This is a genomic window from Sphingomonas sp. (assembly GCF_019242355.1).
Classification (GTDB): domain Bacteria; phylum Pseudomonadota; class Alphaproteobacteria; order Sphingomonadales; family Sphingomonadaceae; genus Sphingomicrobium.
In genome coordinates, this window is sequence record NZ_JAFAVR010000143.1 from 1 (window position 1) to 13256 (window position 13256).

Sequence of the window (13256 nt, forward strand, 5' to 3'; positions counted from 1 at the left end):
GTCGTTTCGACCAATTCCTCGATGCACGATGAGGACATTGCGGGCACGACGGTGCAGCTTTGGCGCCTGTCCGATCTGAAGCTACTGAAGACGGCCTATCTGGATACGGGCCCTGAACGTTACGCTCACATCAATCCCGAAGAGGCGCGCGTCGGACCTGACGGGGCGGTGTACGTCCTAACGCTCTCGTGCGGCCTGGAGCGAGTCACGGGGTTCGCTGAAGGACGGCTGGATTCCAAGCTGATTCACGTGTTCCCCGGCACGTCTTGCGGGGTTCCGACAATTGTCGGTCATTACCTGATCCAGAGCGTACCCGGGATCCACGGATACGTGGTCCTCGACATCGCTGACGGACTTCGGCCGCACGAGGTTTCGCGCCTGTCTATCAGCGACGCTTACTCGCCGCACTGGACGGCCTGGGATCGAGAAATTGGGCGGCTCGTGGTCACGTCGGGTCGGTCTGGCGACCGGATGTACGTTCTCAAGCTCGACGAGCGCGACGGCGCCCTTACCATCGATCAGGGATTTCGGGATCAAGACGGCAAGCCGGGTTTCAGTTTCGCATCCCGGACATGGCCGCACGGCTGGACGGGCGAGGGCAAACCTCATGGCGCGGTCTTTTCACGCTAGCCGCTCGGACGATACGGACCATTGAGCGCCAGGTCGTGCGCGCTTTGTAGGGGTCCGCTCGTGACCGGCCTGTAACTTGCGCCAGGTCCGGCAGCCGGGTCGCCCCCTCACTTCCTTCCCGGCTGAGCCGGACGCTGACTGGTCAAGCGCGTGGCGCTCGATCCCAGACCTATTTCTTGCGCGGGTCGTCCTTTGGGTCGACGTAGGTGACCTGGAACGGCCCTCTGGCGTTGAGTTGGAACTCGACCGGAGTTTCGGCGAAGACCCAGTGGTTCATCTTCGCTTTCATGACGACATGTTGTCCGGCAGTCAGGGTCTTCGCCTTGGCCTTGTCGAGCTTGCTGCTCATCCCGTAGCCGAGCTTGCCGGAGAGGATCGTCAGCTTCTCGTCGGTCGGATGCCAATGGGCCGGGACCGCGTAGTCTGCGGGAAACTTGACCTGCACCGTGAACATCCCGGCCTTGGTCGGATCACCCGAGACAACCGCCATCTGCGCTCCGGCGGGAAGCGCCGGCGGGGCGGGTCCCCACTTGAGGTCCGACTGGCTGGATTTGGCTTGAAGCGATGGACTGGCGGCCAGCATCGCGGCCGCGACGACAAACAGACCCTTGGTCATGCTGCCCTCCTCTGTTCCCCACCCCGGCTTAGCCTTATAGCATGAGTTGCGGGCGCGGCCCACTTGCGCTAAGCGCCCGCGCTTCCAATCCTGTTGGAAACCACCGCGGGAGGCCGCTTTTCGGAGCAGCCGCTTGAACCGCTAAACTTGAGACAGTCTGCGCAGCCCGGACCCGATCCGGGGGCAGGCCAGCAACAGAGTGAGACGATGGCAAAGAAGATCACCGGCTATATCAAGCTTCAGGTGCCGGCCGGCACCGCCAATCCCGCCCCGCCGATCGGCCCGGCGCTTGGCCAGCGTGGCGTCAACATCATGGAATTCTGCAAGGCGTTCAACGCCTCGACGCAGGAGCTCGAGAAGGGCATGCCGATCCCGACGGTGATCACCGTCTATGCGGACCGCAGCTTCTCGTTCACCACCAAGACCCCGCCGGCTTCCTTCCTCCTCAAGAAGGCGGCGAAGATCCAGTCGGGTTCGAAGGAGCCGGGCAAGGTTTCGGGCGGCTCGATCAAGCGCTCGCAGCTTCGCGACATCGCCGAGCAGAAGATGAAGGACCTGAACGCCAACGACCTCGACGCCGCGTCGAAGATCATCGAAGGCTCCGCCCGCGCGATGGGCCTCACCGTGGTGGAGGGCTAACCGATGGCCAAGCTGACCAAGAAGCAGAAGGCGCAGGCCGGTTCGGTCGATCGCGAGAAGCTGTACGGCGTCGATGAGGCGCTGGCGCTCGTCAAGACCAACGCCACCGCCAAGTTCGACGAAACGGTCGAGGTCGCCCTCAACCTCGGCGTCGACCCGCGTCACGCCGACCAGATGGTGCGCGGCGTCGTCAACCTCCCCAAGGGCACCGGCAAGACGGTTCGCGTCGCCGTCTTCGCCAAGGGCGCGAAGGCCGACGAAGCGACTGCCGCAGGGGCCGACGTCGTCGGCGCCGAGGACCTGATGGAGACCATCCAGGGCGGCCAGATCGACTTCGACCGGGTCATTGCGACCCCGGACATGATGGGCGTCGTCGGGCGCCTCGGTAAAGTGCTGGGTCCCAAGGGCCTGATGCCGAACCCGAAGCTCGGCACCGTCACCATGGACGTCACCAAGGCGGTGACCGACGCCAAGTCGGGCCAGGTCGAGTTCCGCGTCGAGAAGGCGGGCATCGTCCACGCCGGCATCGGCAAGGCGAGCTTTTCCGAGGGCGATCTCAAGGAGAACTTCACCGCGTTCATGGATGCCATTGTTCGCAACAAGCCGACCGGAGCCAAGGGCAAGTTCGTCCAGAAGGTCGCTCTGAGCTCGTCGATGGGTCCGGGCGTCAAGGTCGACCTGACGGAGATCGCCGGAGCCTGACATCTCGGTCAACGGCTCGTCGACAGTGCGGGCCGATCTGTCGGGCAAGCCTGAACCTTGCATGACTACAACATGACAAATGCCCTTCCAGGCATTTTCTGACGAGGCCGGAGGGCGCCAAAACTGGCGCTTTCCGGCCTTTTTCTCTGTGTGACAGGGTCTTGGCTGAGCCTGTCCCGAGTTCGACTGTGGCGATGCCGCCACAGTTTTTGCCAGCGTGCGACGCCCGAGACGTTTTGGCGAAACCTTGTGCAGTCGCGAAGGTTTGGCGGCCAACAGGGAAACTCAAAGGCGCAGAAAGGACAACATATGCGCAAATATCTGCTTGCGACCGCGGCAGCGCTCGTCATCGCGACGCCCGCCGCTGCTCGCGACGGCTCGCCGTATATCGGCATCGAGGGGGGCGTCCTGTTCCCCAAGAGCACGACCATCAACGGTTCGATCGACTTCACGGACCCCACCGTCACCGACTACTCGACGACACGGATCGGCCGCGTGCGGACGAAGACCGGCTATGACGTCGACGCCATCGCCGGCTACGACCTTGGCATGTTCCGCATCGAAGGCGAGCTTGGCTACAAGCGTACCAAGCTGAAGAACGTCACCGTCGACAGCGCGTATCTGACCGCTCTCAACGCGGGCACAGGCGCGACGTACACGACCGCCAATTTCGGCACGAGCGGACACGTTTCGGTCCTCTCGGGGATGTTGAACGGCCTGTTCGACTTCAACGCGGGCGGCATCGGCGTCTACGGCGGCGGCGGTTTCGGCCGCGCTCGCGTCAAGGCCCTCGGCGACAGCGACAACGCCTGGGCTTGGCAGCTGATCGCCGGCGTCTCCATGCCGGTCAGCGACAATATCGATGTCGGCCTGAAGTATCGCTACTTCCGCACCGGCCGCCTGAACCTCAACAATTCAGCGACCTTCGCCGCGGGTGCGGGTCCGTGCGGAACGACTGGGGCGCCGCTTGCCTGTTCGGGTGGAACGACCCTCTTCTCGACGAACGGTCACTTCCAGTCTCACAGCCTGCTCGCCAGCCTGACGTACAACTTCGGTGGCGTCGCCGCGGCTCCCCCGCCGCCTCCTCCGCCGCCGCCGCCTCCGCCGCCGCCCGCGGCTCCGGAGACGCAGACCTGCCCGGACGGCTCGGTGATCCTGGCGACGAGCACTTGCCCGGCCCCGCCGCCTCCGCCGCCCCCGCCGCCGGCCCCGGCGACGAGCGGCGAGCGCGGCCGCTAAGCGGTCCGGTCCGCGAGCTCCTAGCCAGCCTAGCGAGTTCGCCAGTTCGCCCCGGGCAGGACTCCCGTCCTGCCCGGGGCTTCGTTCTTGTGGCGTGGCGCCGATGACCCTTCACTTGGGCCGGAGCGCGAGCTAGCCGTCGGCGACTCCTTTGGCAGTACGTGGAGATGACGCCGATGAAGCTGCTCCCGACAATCCTTCCGCTGTGCCTCGCCGCCGCGTCGGCCAGCGCGACCGCGGCGCAACCGTCAGCGCCCCTGACGCCGCATGTCGACACCGCGCGCATGTCGCGCGTCACCCAGACTCTGGCGTCTGACGAGTTCCAGGGCCGGGCGCCCGGCACCGCGGGGGAGAACCAGACGATCCCCTACCTGGTCGAGCAGTTCAAGGCGGCCGGGCTCGAGCCTGCCGGCGACCAGGGCGGATGGACCCAGACCGTCCCCATGATCCACACGAAGCTGCAATCGCCGGTCGCCGTATCCGTCGACCAGGCCGGGCAGCATGTCGCCCTCACCTTCCCAGAGGACATTTATCTCGGCACCGTGCGGGCCGTCGACCGAGTGCGCATCGCCGACGCGCCGATGGTGTTCGTCGGCTATGGCGTGTCCGCCTCCGAGCGCGGCTGGGACGATTTCAAGGGCGTCGACCTCCACGGCAAGGTCGTCGTGATGCTGGTCAACGATCCCGACTTCGAAGCCGCATCGGGCGAGCCGGTCGCCGGCAAGTTCGGCGGCAAGACGATGACCTATTACGGCCGCTGGACGTACAAGTATGAGGAAGCGGCGCGGCGGGGCGCAATCGCCGCGCTCGTCGTGCATGAGACCGACGCCGCCGGCTATCCGTGGACCGTGGTCAAGAGCCCCGCGGGCGAAAGCTACAATATCGAGCTCCCGCCAGGCGCGCCACAGCCGGTGCTTCTGCAAGGTTGGATCCAGCAGCCGGTCGCCGCCGCCTTACTGAGCCGAGCGGGCTACGACTACGCCACGGTCAAGCGGCAGGCGCGAACCGCCGGCTTCCACCCGATCGACCTCAAGGCGACGTTCTCGGCCGACATCCCGGTCTCGGTGGCGCACATCACCAGCCACAACGTCATCGGCAAGATCACCGGCTCGACTCACCCGGACGAGACGGTGTCGTTCGGCGGCCACTGGGACGCCTACGGGATCGGCCCCGCCGACGCGCAGGGGCGCACCATCCGCCCTGGCGCCTCGGACGACGCGCTCGGCCTCGCCGCGATGCTCGAGGACGCGCGCCTGTTCGCAACCCGCCCGAGGCCGCAGCGGACCGTGGTGTTCGCCGCCTGGACCGGCGAGGAGCGGGGCCTGCTCGGCTCCGAATATTATGCCCAGCACCCGCTTTTTCCGATGGCGAAGATGGCGGCGAACCTGACCTTCGACACGCTCCAGTTCGTCGGGCCGGTGAAGGACGTCGTGCTGGTCGGCCGCGGCCAGAGTCAGATGGAGGATTATCTCGCCGACGCCGCCAAGGCGCAGGGCCGCTACGTGACCACCGAGAACCACCCGGAGCGTGGCCTCTTCTACCGAGCCGACCATTTTTCCTTCGCCAAGCGCGGGGTGCCGGTGCTGCTCGATATGGCGCTTGCCGGGGCCTACGACATGGCGGACGGCGGCCGACCCGCAGGCGAACGCTGGCTCGATGACTTCACCGCCCGCTGCTACCACCAGACCTGCGACGCATGGAGCCCGACCTGGGATTTGCGCGGCGCCGCGCAGGAGGCGGAATTGTTCTACGCGATCGGCGCCCGGCTCGCGAACAGCCGCGACTGGCCGCAGTGGAATGGGTCGTCCGAGTTCGCGAAGGTGCGTGCGGGATCGGCGTCAGAGCGGGGTGGCAAGCCCGCGCGCTGAGATCAGGTCTCGACCTCGATCCAGACCGGCGCATGGTCACTGGTCTTCTCCCACCCGCGCGGGTCGCGATCGACGCCGGCCGCCTTGAGCCGCTTCGCAAGAGGCGGGCTGAGCAAGGCATGATCGATGCGGATACCGGCATCGCGCTGGAAGCTGTTCCGCCAGTAATGCCAGAAGGTATAGACGCGTTCGTCCGGATGGACCGAATGGATGGCGTCGGTCCAGCCCTGGCCGACGAGCGCCCGGAACCGCTCACGCGCCTCCGGCGCGAACAGCGCGTCCTTGAGCCAGCGCTCGGGCTTGTAGACGTCCTCGTCGGTCGGGATGATGTTGTAATCACCCATCAGCACCGCTGGAGCGCCGCTGCCGAGCAGGTCGCGGGCATGATCGGCCAGCCGATCGAGCCAGGCAAGCTTGTAGTCGAACTTCGGCCCCGGCTTCGGATTGCCGTTGGGCGCGTACATGTTGCCGACCAGGACGCCGCAGATTGCCGCCTCGATATAGCGGCTCTGGGAGAGATCCGGATCGCCAGGTAGCGAACGCCGCGTCTCGACCGGCTCGCCGACCCGGCTCAACAGCGCGACTCCGTTCCAGCTGCGCTGCCCGTGCCAGATCGCGGAATAACCGAGCGCCCGGATCGCCTCGATCGGAAAGGCCTCGTCGGTGCACTTGAGTTCCTGGAGGCCAACCACGTCCGGCTGGAACTCCTCGAGCCAGCGGGTCAGCACGTGAAGCCGCGAGTTGACGCCGTTGATGTTGTAGCTCGCGAGTCTCAGCCGATTCTTTGCCATCGAAGAACGAACCCGCGAAGCGGCGATCGGTTCGACACTGGCTTGCGGCTACTTTTCGCCTAGCGAGAAGATGCCGTGACTCGCGCTTTTCTGGCGAGTCCCACAGCTTTGTTCACCGAATCGTCCACATGTTTGTTCGTCAAATAGCAGTTTTGACTCGCTACAGGGCCGAATCGCGCTACTGTGAACACGTGCTTCGCGACTCGAAAGAGAAACGAAGCATGGAACCCCGGCAACTTCGGTTGCCGGGGTTTACTTTTATGCGCGCCCGGTCGGTGTTGCGCGCCTCTTCTCTCAGCAGCGGGAGTCGCCCAGGTGGCTGCGCTCCACCTGAAGCGTGCAATGGCCGATGTGGAACCGGTCGTGCAGCAGCCTCTGCGCACTCGCGATCAGCTCGTCGATGGACCCGTCCGGAAGCACGAGGTGTGCTGTCAGCGCAGTCTCGCTCGTGCTTAGCGGCCAGACGTGCAGGTCATGGATTCCGATCACTCCGTCCATCGACACTAGCGCGGCCTCGACCTCGTCGACCTCGATCCCCAGCGGTACGCCGGCGAGCGACATCCAGACGGATTCCTTTAGCAGCCCGATGCTGCTCCACAGGATGACGAACGCGACCGCGAGGCTCATCGCCGGGTCGACCCACTGGCGGCCAGTCCAGAAGATGATCAGGCCGGCAACGACCACCGCCAGCGACACTGCCGCGTCCGCAGCCATGTGCAGGAACGCGCCTCGGATATTGACGTCGCGGCGGGCGCCCCGCGCGAACAGCAGCGCCGTCGATCCATTCACCACCAGGCCGATGGCGGCGACCGTGCTGACGGTGAGGCCATCCGCCGGCGCCGGATGGAGCAACCTCCGGATAGCTTCGGCGGCGATGGCCCCGACACCGATCAGCAGGACAAGCGAATTGAACAGCGCGGCCAGGATCGGCGCTTTCTTGAGCCCAAACGTGAAGCGCGGGGTCGGCGCCCGCCGCGCCATCGATGCCGCGCCCCAGGCGACCAGCAGCCCGAGCACGTCGGACAGATTGTGGCCCGCGTCCGCGATGAGAGTCATCGAATTTGCAATGAAGCCGAACACAGCTTCGATCACGACGAAGCCGAAATTGAGTGTCACCCCGATCGCGAAGGCGCGGCCGAACGACTTCGCCGAGTGATCGTGGTCGTGGGCATGGCCGGCCATGCGTCGGGCCTAGCGCTCTCCGCCGCCGCGGCAACCCTCTCGTCCCGCCCGGCACAAAAAAGCGCCCCGGGATATTGGCCGGAGCGCTTCATCGGAGACCCGTGATCGGTTAGGGCGGGACCCAAGGATCACATGTCGATGCCGGCGGCGATCGCCTCGAGCTTGCGGATGCGTTCCTTGAGGTCCGCCATTTCGATCCGCCCGGAGGCCGGCGGAAGCGACCGGTCACCGCACTCGTGGGTCAGCTCCATGCGCTTGAGCTCGAGCCAGCCGTTCCAGGCCTTCAGGCCGGCAATGCTTGCCGCTCCCACGCCCGCGAGGCTGCTTGCGGCGATGACGCCCAATGATACCGGGTCCATCATTTGTCCTCCTGCCGGAGTGCTTCGATCTCGCGCGCCAGCTCGTCGTTCTGGCTGTTGAGGTGGTGGTCGATCGCCATCAGCCGGCGGTCGTTGACGTCGAGCTCGGTCCGCATCGCGTGGACGGTCGGCTTGCGGCTCGCGGCATGGTCCATGCGGTCGAAATCACTCATCCTTCGCTCGCCGGTCGCATTGCGCCTCTTCTGCATGACGAGGTAGAAGCCAGCAGCGGCGTAAGCGATCAGGGAGACGCTGATCGGGATGTGCAGTAGGAGCGTCCCCGCGACCCAGGCGATGCGGATGAACGTCGGGTCGATCCCGGCCTTTGCGCCCAGGGTCGAGCAGACACCGGCGATCTTCGCGTCCTTGCTCTGCAGCGAGTAGGGGTAAATCTTGCGAGTCATATCCGTTGCTTTCCTTACTGGACCCGCGCCTTCAGCGCGGCCTTCATGGCTTCGAGCTCGCGGTCGACGGCTTGCGACCGGCTGAGCTCCTCGATCTCATCTTCCAGGCTGCCGATGCCAAGCGCCTCCGCCCGACCTTCCGCGAAGTCGGCGCGGCGCTCAAGCACCTCGAACTTCGAGAAGGCCTCGAGCGTCCGGCTGCCGTGCATCATCTCGCGGGCCCGGGCGCGCGTCATCGCGCTTTCGATCCGCGCCGAGATCGCGTTCTGGCGGGCGCGAGCCTCGCGCAGCTTGCCCTGCAGCTTGGCGATGTCGGCCTCATAGCCGCGCAGCACCTGCTCAAGCTGGGCAAGCTCGTTACGAAGGCCAGCGGCCATCGTCGCCGCGTTCTGCCGCTCGACCAGCGCCGCCTTGGCGAGGTCGTCACGGTTCTTGGACAGTGCCAGCTCTGCCTTCTCGGTCCAGGTGGCCTGGAGGGTGTCGAGCCGTGCTACCGCGCCGCGCATCTCCTTGATGTCGGCGATCGAGCGGGCAGCCGTTGCGCGGATGTCGACCAGCGTCTCTTCCATCTCCAAGATGATCATCCGGATCATCCGCGCCGGGTCTTCCGCCCGGTCGAGAAGCTCGGTCATGTTCGCCGCGAAGATGTCCCGGGCCCGGCTGAATACCGGACCGCTCAGCCAACCGCCGATCGGGGCAAGCCGCGATGCCGCGGTTTCCGGCGCCTTGATCAGCACCGGCGTCCGGACCGGGACTTTCGCTTCCAGAATCTCGAGGTCAGGCATTGGCGACGACCTGCACGGTGCCAGCCGAAGCCTGCAGCGGGGTGACGGCGGCGCTGACGGCGACCGTGCTCATGACAAGCGCGCCGGCGATGGCGACCAGGGTGCGGGTCAGTTGCGACTTCGCGGACATTTCGAAAACTCCCTTTTTCGGCGACCGTTGAGTTTGCCGACCGATGGCAAGGAATAATCAAGGAACGTGCCAATCCCGGAAAACCGCGAAAAAAGTGCGACCGGAAGCCTAATGGCAGATTTTGCCAACCAACAATTGGCGCCGAATGCCAAGGCTCGGGCGGGAACATTCACCAACTCCGGCGCGTCGAACGGACACGTATATTGCAAAGGAGCAGGACGGATGTTCGGAAAGCTTGCCGGCGCATGGCTCGGCGAAAAGATCGCGGGTCGCAACAAGGGCGCGAAGGGCGCGATCATCGGCTACGGAGCGGCAGCGCTCGCCCGCCGCAGCGTTCCGACGCTGGCCGCGGTCAGCCTGCTCGGCTGGGGCTATCGCAAGTGGCGCAACCGCCGCCGGCCAGCGGCCGCCTATCCGTCGGACGCCTCGCCGGCCTGATCCCCGGCATCGGCATCGCTGCCTTCAGCAGACCGCTCGTAATAGGGCTCGACGGCGCCGTTGAGCTTGAGCGTCATCGGCTGCCCGTATCGGTCGCGGCTCTTGCCGGCGGCGACGCGGATCCAGCCTTCCGACACCGAATATTCGATGACGTTGGTCTTTTCCTGCCCGTTGAACTTGATCCCGACACCCCTGCTCAGCAGGTTCTCGTCGAAATGCTCGCTGCGCGGATCGAGCGACAGGCGGTCGGGCGGGGTGTCGGTGGAAGCATCGGCCATGTGGCGCGCCCTAGCCCCGCCTGCTCCCGACCGTCAACGCGCACCAGTTGCCGCACCGCCGACTCCCGATTAAGCGCTCGCTCCAGTCATGAGTGATCGCGACCCGTCCCTCCGCCGCAACGCGCCCAAGCTGGCGCTGCACGTGCCCGAGCCTGCCTTTCGCCCGGGAGACACGCCGGACTTCTCGTCGCTGAAAATCCCGGCTGCCGGCGCAGCACCACGTCCCGATATTTCCGCCCCTGCTCCGGAAACACATCCCCTGACCACGTCGCTCGTCCGGGTTCTCGGCGAAGACGATCGCGCCACCGGCCCCTGGGACCCGAAGCTCGACGCCGATACGCTCCGCAAGATCCTGCGGGACATGGTCACCGTCCGCATCTTCGACGACCGCATGTACCGCGCGCAGCGTCAGGGGAAGACCAGCTTCTACATGAAGTGCACCGGCGAGGAGGCGATCGCGACTGCCGCCGCTGCCGCGATGCCGGCCGACGACATGCACTTCCCGACCTACCGTCAGCAGGGGCTGCTCGTCGCGCGCGGCTACCCGCTGACGGAGATGATGAACCAGATCTACTCCAATCGCGGAGACAAGCTGCGCGGGCGCCAGCTGCCGATCATGTATTCGGACAAGCGCCATGGCTTCTTCTCGATCAGCGGCAACCTCGGCACGCAATTCCCGCAAGCGGTCGGCTGGGCGATGGCGAGCGCGATCAAGGGCGACAGCCGAATCGCCATGGGCTGGATCGGCGACGGCGCGACGGCCGAGGGCGACTTCCACTCGGCGATGACCTTCGCCGCCGTCTATAACGTGCCGGTGATCCTCGCGACGGTGAACAACCAGTGGGCGATCTCCAGCTTCTCGGGCATTGCCGGCGGAGAGCGCGCGACCTTCGCGCAGCGCGCGGTCGGCTACGGCATCGCCGGCTTGCGGGTCGACGGCAATGACGCGCTGGCGGTCTACGCAGCCGTCAAATGGGCGTCGGACCGCGCGCGGACGAACAGCGGCCCGACGCTGATCGAGTTCTTCACCTACCGCGCCGAGGGCCATTCCACGTCGGACGATCCCTCCGGATACCGGCCCACGAACGAGGCCAAGCTCTGGCCGCTGGGCGACCCGGTCGAGCGGCTGAAGGCGCACCTGATCGCGCTGGGCGAATGGGACGAGGATCGCCACAGCGCGATGACCGCGGAGTGCGACTCTGCTGTCCGTGCCGCGCAGAAGGAGTCCGAGAAGCTCGGCATCCTTCCCGAGCAGGGCAAGGACGACATCGGATCGATGTTCGACGACGTCTACGCCGAGGTTCCCTGGCACCTTGCCGAGCAGCGCGAGCAGGCGCTCAGCGAGGGCGGCGAATAATGCCAACCATGAACATGATCCAGGCGCTGAACGACGCCCACAAGGTCGCGATGCGCGCCGACCCCGACGTCGTCGTGTTCGGCGAGGACGCCGGCTATTTTGGCGGCGTCTTCCGTGTCACCGAGGGCCTGCAGAAGGAATTCGGCAAGACCCGCGCCTTCGACGCGCCGATCAGCGAGGGCGGCATCGTCGCGGCCGCGGTCGGAATGGCCGCCTATGGCCTGAAGCCGCTGATCGAAATCCAGTTCGCCGACTACATATACCCTGGCTATGACCAGATCGTCAGCGAAGTCGCCAAGATGCGCTATCGCACCGGCGGCGAGTGGACCATGCCGATGGTCATCCGCACGCCCTACGGCGGAGGCATCTTCGGCGGCCAGACGCACAGCCAGTCGCCGGAGTCGCTTTTTACCCATATCGCCGGCCTGAAGGTCGTCGTCCCGTCGACGCCCTATGATGCCAAGGGCCTGCTGCTGGCGGCGATCGAAGACCCGGACCCGGTCATCTTCTTCGAGCCAAAGCGCATCTACAATGGCCCGTTCGACGGCCATCACGACCGGCCGGTGACGCCGTGGGCCAAGCATCCGGCGAGCGACGTGCCGGAGGGTCATTACACTGTCCCGCTTGGCAAGGGGGCGATTGTCCGCGAAGGGGCCGAGCTGACCGTCCTCACGTACGGCACGATGGTCCACGTCTCCCTCGCTGCGGTGGAGGAGCAGGGCATCGATGCAGAAGTCATCGACCTGCGCACGCTGGTCCCGCTCGACATGCAAACGATCGCCAAGTCGGTCGAAAAGACCGGCCGCTGCCTGGTCGTCATGGAAGCGCCGCGCACCTCCGGCTTCGCATCCGAGCTGGTGACCCTGGTGCAGGAGCGCTGCTTCTATCACCTCGAAGCGCCGGTCGAGCGCGTCACCGGCTGGGACACGCCCTACCCGCACGCCTACGAATGGGCCTATTTCCCCGGCCCGAAGCGCATGAAGCGCGCCCTTGAGAAGGTCATGGCTGACTGATGGCGAGATTCGAATTCAAGCTGCCCGACATTGGCGAAGGCATTGCCGAGGCCGAGATTGTCGCCTGGCACGTCGCGGTCGGCGACACCATCGCCGAGGATCAGCAGATCGCCGACATGATGACCGACAAGGCCACGGTCGAGATGGAAAGCCCAGTCGCGGGCAAGGTCATCGAACTTGCGGGCGAAGTCGGCGACCAGGTCCCGATCGGCTCCGTTCTTGCTGTCATCGAGACTGAAGGCGCCGACCGGGCTGCCGAGACGGTTGCCGACAGCCAGGACGAGCGGCCGCTGGCTGATGGCGCGGTTCAGGCAACGCCCGAGCAGGCGGAAGAGATTCCGGTAACCTCCCCCCTCCCGCGAGCTGGAGGGGAAGAGCCGCGCAGCGGCGAAGGGGTGGGCGAGTCCAAGCCCGGACGAACATCCCCACCCCCGCTCGCCTCCGGCGAGTCGACCCCTCTCGCAAGCGGGAGGGGAGTTTTGGCCTCCCCCGCCGTTCGCCAGCGCGCGCGCGATCTCGGCATCGACTTGTCGCAGGTCCGCACCGCGTCCGACCGCATCCGCCACTCGGACCTCGATGCCTATCTGCTCTACAATGGCGGCAGCGTTTCCGGCCGGGGCGCGGCACCGCGCGCGGACGAGGCGATCAAGGTCGTCGGCCTGCGCCGCAAGATCGCGGAGAACATGGCCGAGGCCAATCGGCGAGCCCGCGTGAAAGCGCCGTAATCAGGAATGGAAGCAGGGTCAGCTTCGGATTGGAGCCGCGGTCGCGGTTCATCATCTGCCGCGTCTCCTCGAGCGCGGTGACGTCATATTCCTCGACCAA

General features: G+C 65.9%; 17 protein-coding genes. 9 read left to right on the forward strand and 8 right to left on the reverse strand.

Annotated elements, in window-relative coordinates:
• On the forward strand, positions 1-630 hold a 630-nt coding region (locus JOZ79_RS07155; protein ID WP_294072540.1), incomplete at its 5' end, for a hypothetical protein.
• A gap of 169 nt (positions 631-799) precedes the next feature.
• Here the strand turns inward: JOZ79_RS07155 and JOZ79_RS07160 are convergent.
• On the reverse strand, positions 800-1246 hold the full coding sequence (locus tag JOZ79_RS07160; RefSeq protein WP_294072543.1) for a cupin domain-containing protein: 447 nt from the start codon (positions 1244-1246) through the stop codon (positions 800-802).
• Positions 1247-1453: 207 nt separating this feature from the next.
• Here JOZ79_RS07160 and rplK point away from each other — a divergent pair, with 207 nt between their 5' ends.
• The 4 genes from rplK (at position 1454) to JOZ79_RS07180 (ending at position 5694) form a co-directional block, all read left to right on the forward strand.
• Positions 1454-1885: a 50S ribosomal protein L11 gene (rplK, locus tag JOZ79_RS07165; protein WP_294072546.1), complete on the forward strand. Its 432-nt coding sequence runs from the start codon at positions 1454-1456 to the stop codon at positions 1883-1885.
• A 3-nt stretch (positions 1886-1888) separates the two neighbouring features.
• Positions 1889-2587: a 50S ribosomal protein L1 gene (rplA, locus tag JOZ79_RS07170; RefSeq protein WP_294072549.1), complete on the forward strand. Its 699-nt coding sequence runs from the start codon at positions 1889-1891 to the stop codon at positions 2585-2587.
• Between the two features lie 309 nt (positions 2588-2896).
• Complete coding sequence (locus JOZ79_RS07175; protein WP_294072552.1) at positions 2897-3826, forward strand: outer membrane beta-barrel protein; 930 nt, start codon at positions 2897-2899, stop codon at positions 3824-3826.
• Between the two features lie 176 nt (positions 3827-4002).
• The gene (locus JOZ79_RS07180) at positions 4003-5694 is read left to right on the forward strand and encodes a M28 family peptidase (protein WP_294072555.1); all 1692 of its coding nucleotides are present in this window, start codon (positions 4003-4005) and stop codon (positions 5692-5694) included.
• 2 nt (positions 5695-5696) lie between these two features.
• On the opposite strand, the gene xth is transcribed toward JOZ79_RS07180, so the two are convergent.
• The 6 genes from xth to JOZ79_RS07210 form a co-directional block, all read right to left on the reverse strand.
• The gene (gene xth, locus JOZ79_RS07185; RefSeq protein ID WP_294072586.1) at positions 5697-6470 is read right to left on the reverse strand and encodes an exodeoxyribonuclease III; all 774 of its coding nucleotides are present in this window, start codon (positions 6468-6470) and stop codon (positions 5697-5699) included.
• A gap of 309 nt (positions 6471-6779) precedes the next feature.
• Positions 6780-7667 (reverse strand): cation diffusion facilitator family transporter, encoded by an 888-nt coding sequence (locus tag JOZ79_RS07190; protein ID WP_294072559.1) that lies wholly within the window; start codon positions 7665-7667, stop codon positions 6780-6782.
• 128 nt (positions 7668-7795) lie between these two features.
• Positions 7796-8029 (reverse strand): hypothetical protein, encoded by a 234-nt coding sequence (locus JOZ79_RS07195; protein WP_294072562.1) that lies wholly within the window; start codon positions 8027-8029, stop codon positions 7796-7798.
• The gene (locus JOZ79_RS07200) at positions 8026-8430 is read right to left on the reverse strand and encodes a PspC domain-containing protein (RefSeq protein ID WP_294072565.1); all 405 of its coding nucleotides are present in this window, start codon (positions 8428-8430) and stop codon (positions 8026-8028) included. Before JOZ79_RS07200 ends, JOZ79_RS07195 begins: the two co-directional genes overlap by 4 nt.
• 14 nt (positions 8431-8444) lie before the next feature.
• Positions 8445-9215 carry a PspA/IM30 family protein gene (locus JOZ79_RS07205; protein ID WP_294072568.1) on the reverse strand — a complete coding sequence of 257 codons (771 nt, stop codon included), beginning with the start codon at positions 9213-9215 and terminating at the stop codon, positions 8445-8447.
• Positions 9208-9345, reverse strand: coding sequence for a hypothetical protein (locus tag JOZ79_RS07210; RefSeq protein ID WP_294072571.1), 138 nt, complete (start codon positions 9343-9345; stop codon positions 9208-9210). Before JOZ79_RS07210 ends, JOZ79_RS07205 begins: the two co-directional genes overlap by 8 nt.
• Positions 9346-9567: 222 nt before the next feature.
• Between JOZ79_RS07210 and JOZ79_RS07215 the strand changes: the two genes are divergently transcribed.
• Entirely contained in the window at positions 9568-9783 is a 216-nt protein-coding gene (locus tag JOZ79_RS07215; RefSeq protein ID WP_294072574.1) for a hypothetical protein, read from the forward strand.
• On the opposite strand, the gene JOZ79_RS07220 is transcribed toward JOZ79_RS07215, so the two are convergent.
• Positions 9756-10061 carry a DUF3297 family protein gene (locus JOZ79_RS07220; RefSeq protein ID WP_294072577.1) on the reverse strand — a complete coding sequence of 102 codons (306 nt, stop codon included), beginning with the start codon at positions 10059-10061 and terminating at the stop codon, positions 9756-9758. The two genes, JOZ79_RS07215 and JOZ79_RS07220, sit on opposite strands and share 28 nt — an antisense overlap.
• A gap of 88 nt (positions 10062-10149) precedes the next feature.
• On the opposite strand from JOZ79_RS07220, the gene JOZ79_RS07225 reads away from it, so the two are divergent.
• The 3 genes from JOZ79_RS07225 to JOZ79_RS07235 are packed head-to-tail and all read left to right on the forward strand — an operon-like array spanning position 10150 to position 13156.
• The gene (locus JOZ79_RS07225) at positions 10150-11418 is read left to right on the forward strand and encodes a 3-methyl-2-oxobutanoate dehydrogenase (2-methylpropanoyl-transferring) subunit alpha (RefSeq protein ID WP_294072580.1); all 1269 of its coding nucleotides are present in this window, start codon (positions 10150-10152) and stop codon (positions 11416-11418) included.
• An 8-nt stretch (positions 11419-11426) separates the two neighbouring features.
• On the forward strand, positions 11427-12431 hold the full coding sequence (locus JOZ79_RS07230) for an alpha-ketoacid dehydrogenase subunit beta (RefSeq protein WP_294072589.1): 1005 nt from the start codon (positions 11427-11429) through the stop codon (positions 12429-12431).
• The gene (locus JOZ79_RS07235) at positions 12431-13156 is read left to right on the forward strand and encodes a biotin/lipoyl-containing protein (RefSeq protein ID WP_294072583.1); all 726 of its coding nucleotides are present in this window, start codon (positions 12431-12433) and stop codon (positions 13154-13156) included. The genes JOZ79_RS07230 and JOZ79_RS07235 overlap by 1 nt, the downstream gene beginning before the upstream one ends.
• The last annotated feature ends 100 nt before the right edge of the window (positions 13157-13256 follow it).

Bases quoted from the DNA above. Each gene is read 5' to 3' on its own strand.
- rplK (WP_294072546.1), top strand. From the start codon at position 1,454: ATGGCAAAGAAGATCACCGGCTATATCAAGCTTCAGGTGCCGGCCGGC.
- JOZ79_RS07220 (WP_294072577.1), bottom strand. From the start codon at position 10,061: ATGGCCGATGCTTCCACCGACACCCCGCCCGACCGCCTGTCGCTCGAT.
- JOZ79_RS07190 (WP_294072559.1), bottom strand. From the start codon at position 7,667: ATGGCCGGCCATGCCCACGACCACGATCACTCGGCGAAGTCGTTCGGC.
- JOZ79_RS07235 (WP_294072583.1), top strand. From the start codon at position 12,431: ATGGCGAGATTCGAATTCAAGCTGCCCGACATTGGCGAAGGCATTGCC.
- JOZ79_RS07200 (WP_294072565.1), bottom strand. From the start codon at position 8,430: ATGACTCGCAAGATTTACCCCTACTCGCTGCAGAGCAAGGACGCGAAG.
- rplA (WP_294072549.1), top strand. From the start codon at position 1,889: ATGGCCAAGCTGACCAAGAAGCAGAAGGCGCAGGCCGGTTCGGTCGAT.
- JOZ79_RS07210 (WP_294072571.1), bottom strand. From the start codon at position 9,345: ATGTCCGCGAAGTCGCAACTGACCCGCACCCTGGTCGCCATCGCCGGC.
- JOZ79_RS07230 (WP_294072589.1), top strand. From the start codon at position 11,427: ATGAACATGATCCAGGCGCTGAACGACGCCCACAAGGTCGCGATGCGC.
- JOZ79_RS07205 (WP_294072568.1), bottom strand. From the start codon at position 9,215: ATGCCTGACCTCGAGATTCTGGAAGCGAAAGTCCCGGTCCGGACGCCG.
- JOZ79_RS07160 (WP_294072543.1), bottom strand. From the start codon at position 1,246: ATGACCAAGGGTCTGTTTGTCGTCGCGGCCGCGATGCTGGCCGCCAGT.
- JOZ79_RS07195 (WP_294072562.1), bottom strand. From the start codon at position 8,029: ATGATGGACCCGGTATCATTGGGCGTCATCGCCGCAAGCAGCCTCGCG.
- JOZ79_RS07180 (WP_294072555.1), top strand. From the start codon at position 4,003: ATGAAGCTGCTCCCGACAATCCTTCCGCTGTGCCTCGCCGCCGCGTCG.
- JOZ79_RS07215 (WP_294072574.1), top strand. From the start codon at position 9,568: ATGTTCGGAAAGCTTGCCGGCGCATGGCTCGGCGAAAAGATCGCGGGT.
- JOZ79_RS07225 (WP_294072580.1), top strand. From the start codon at position 10,150: ATGAGTGATCGCGACCCGTCCCTCCGCCGCAACGCGCCCAAGCTGGCG.
- JOZ79_RS07175 (WP_294072552.1), top strand. From the start codon at position 2,897: ATGCGCAAATATCTGCTTGCGACCGCGGCAGCGCTCGTCATCGCGACG.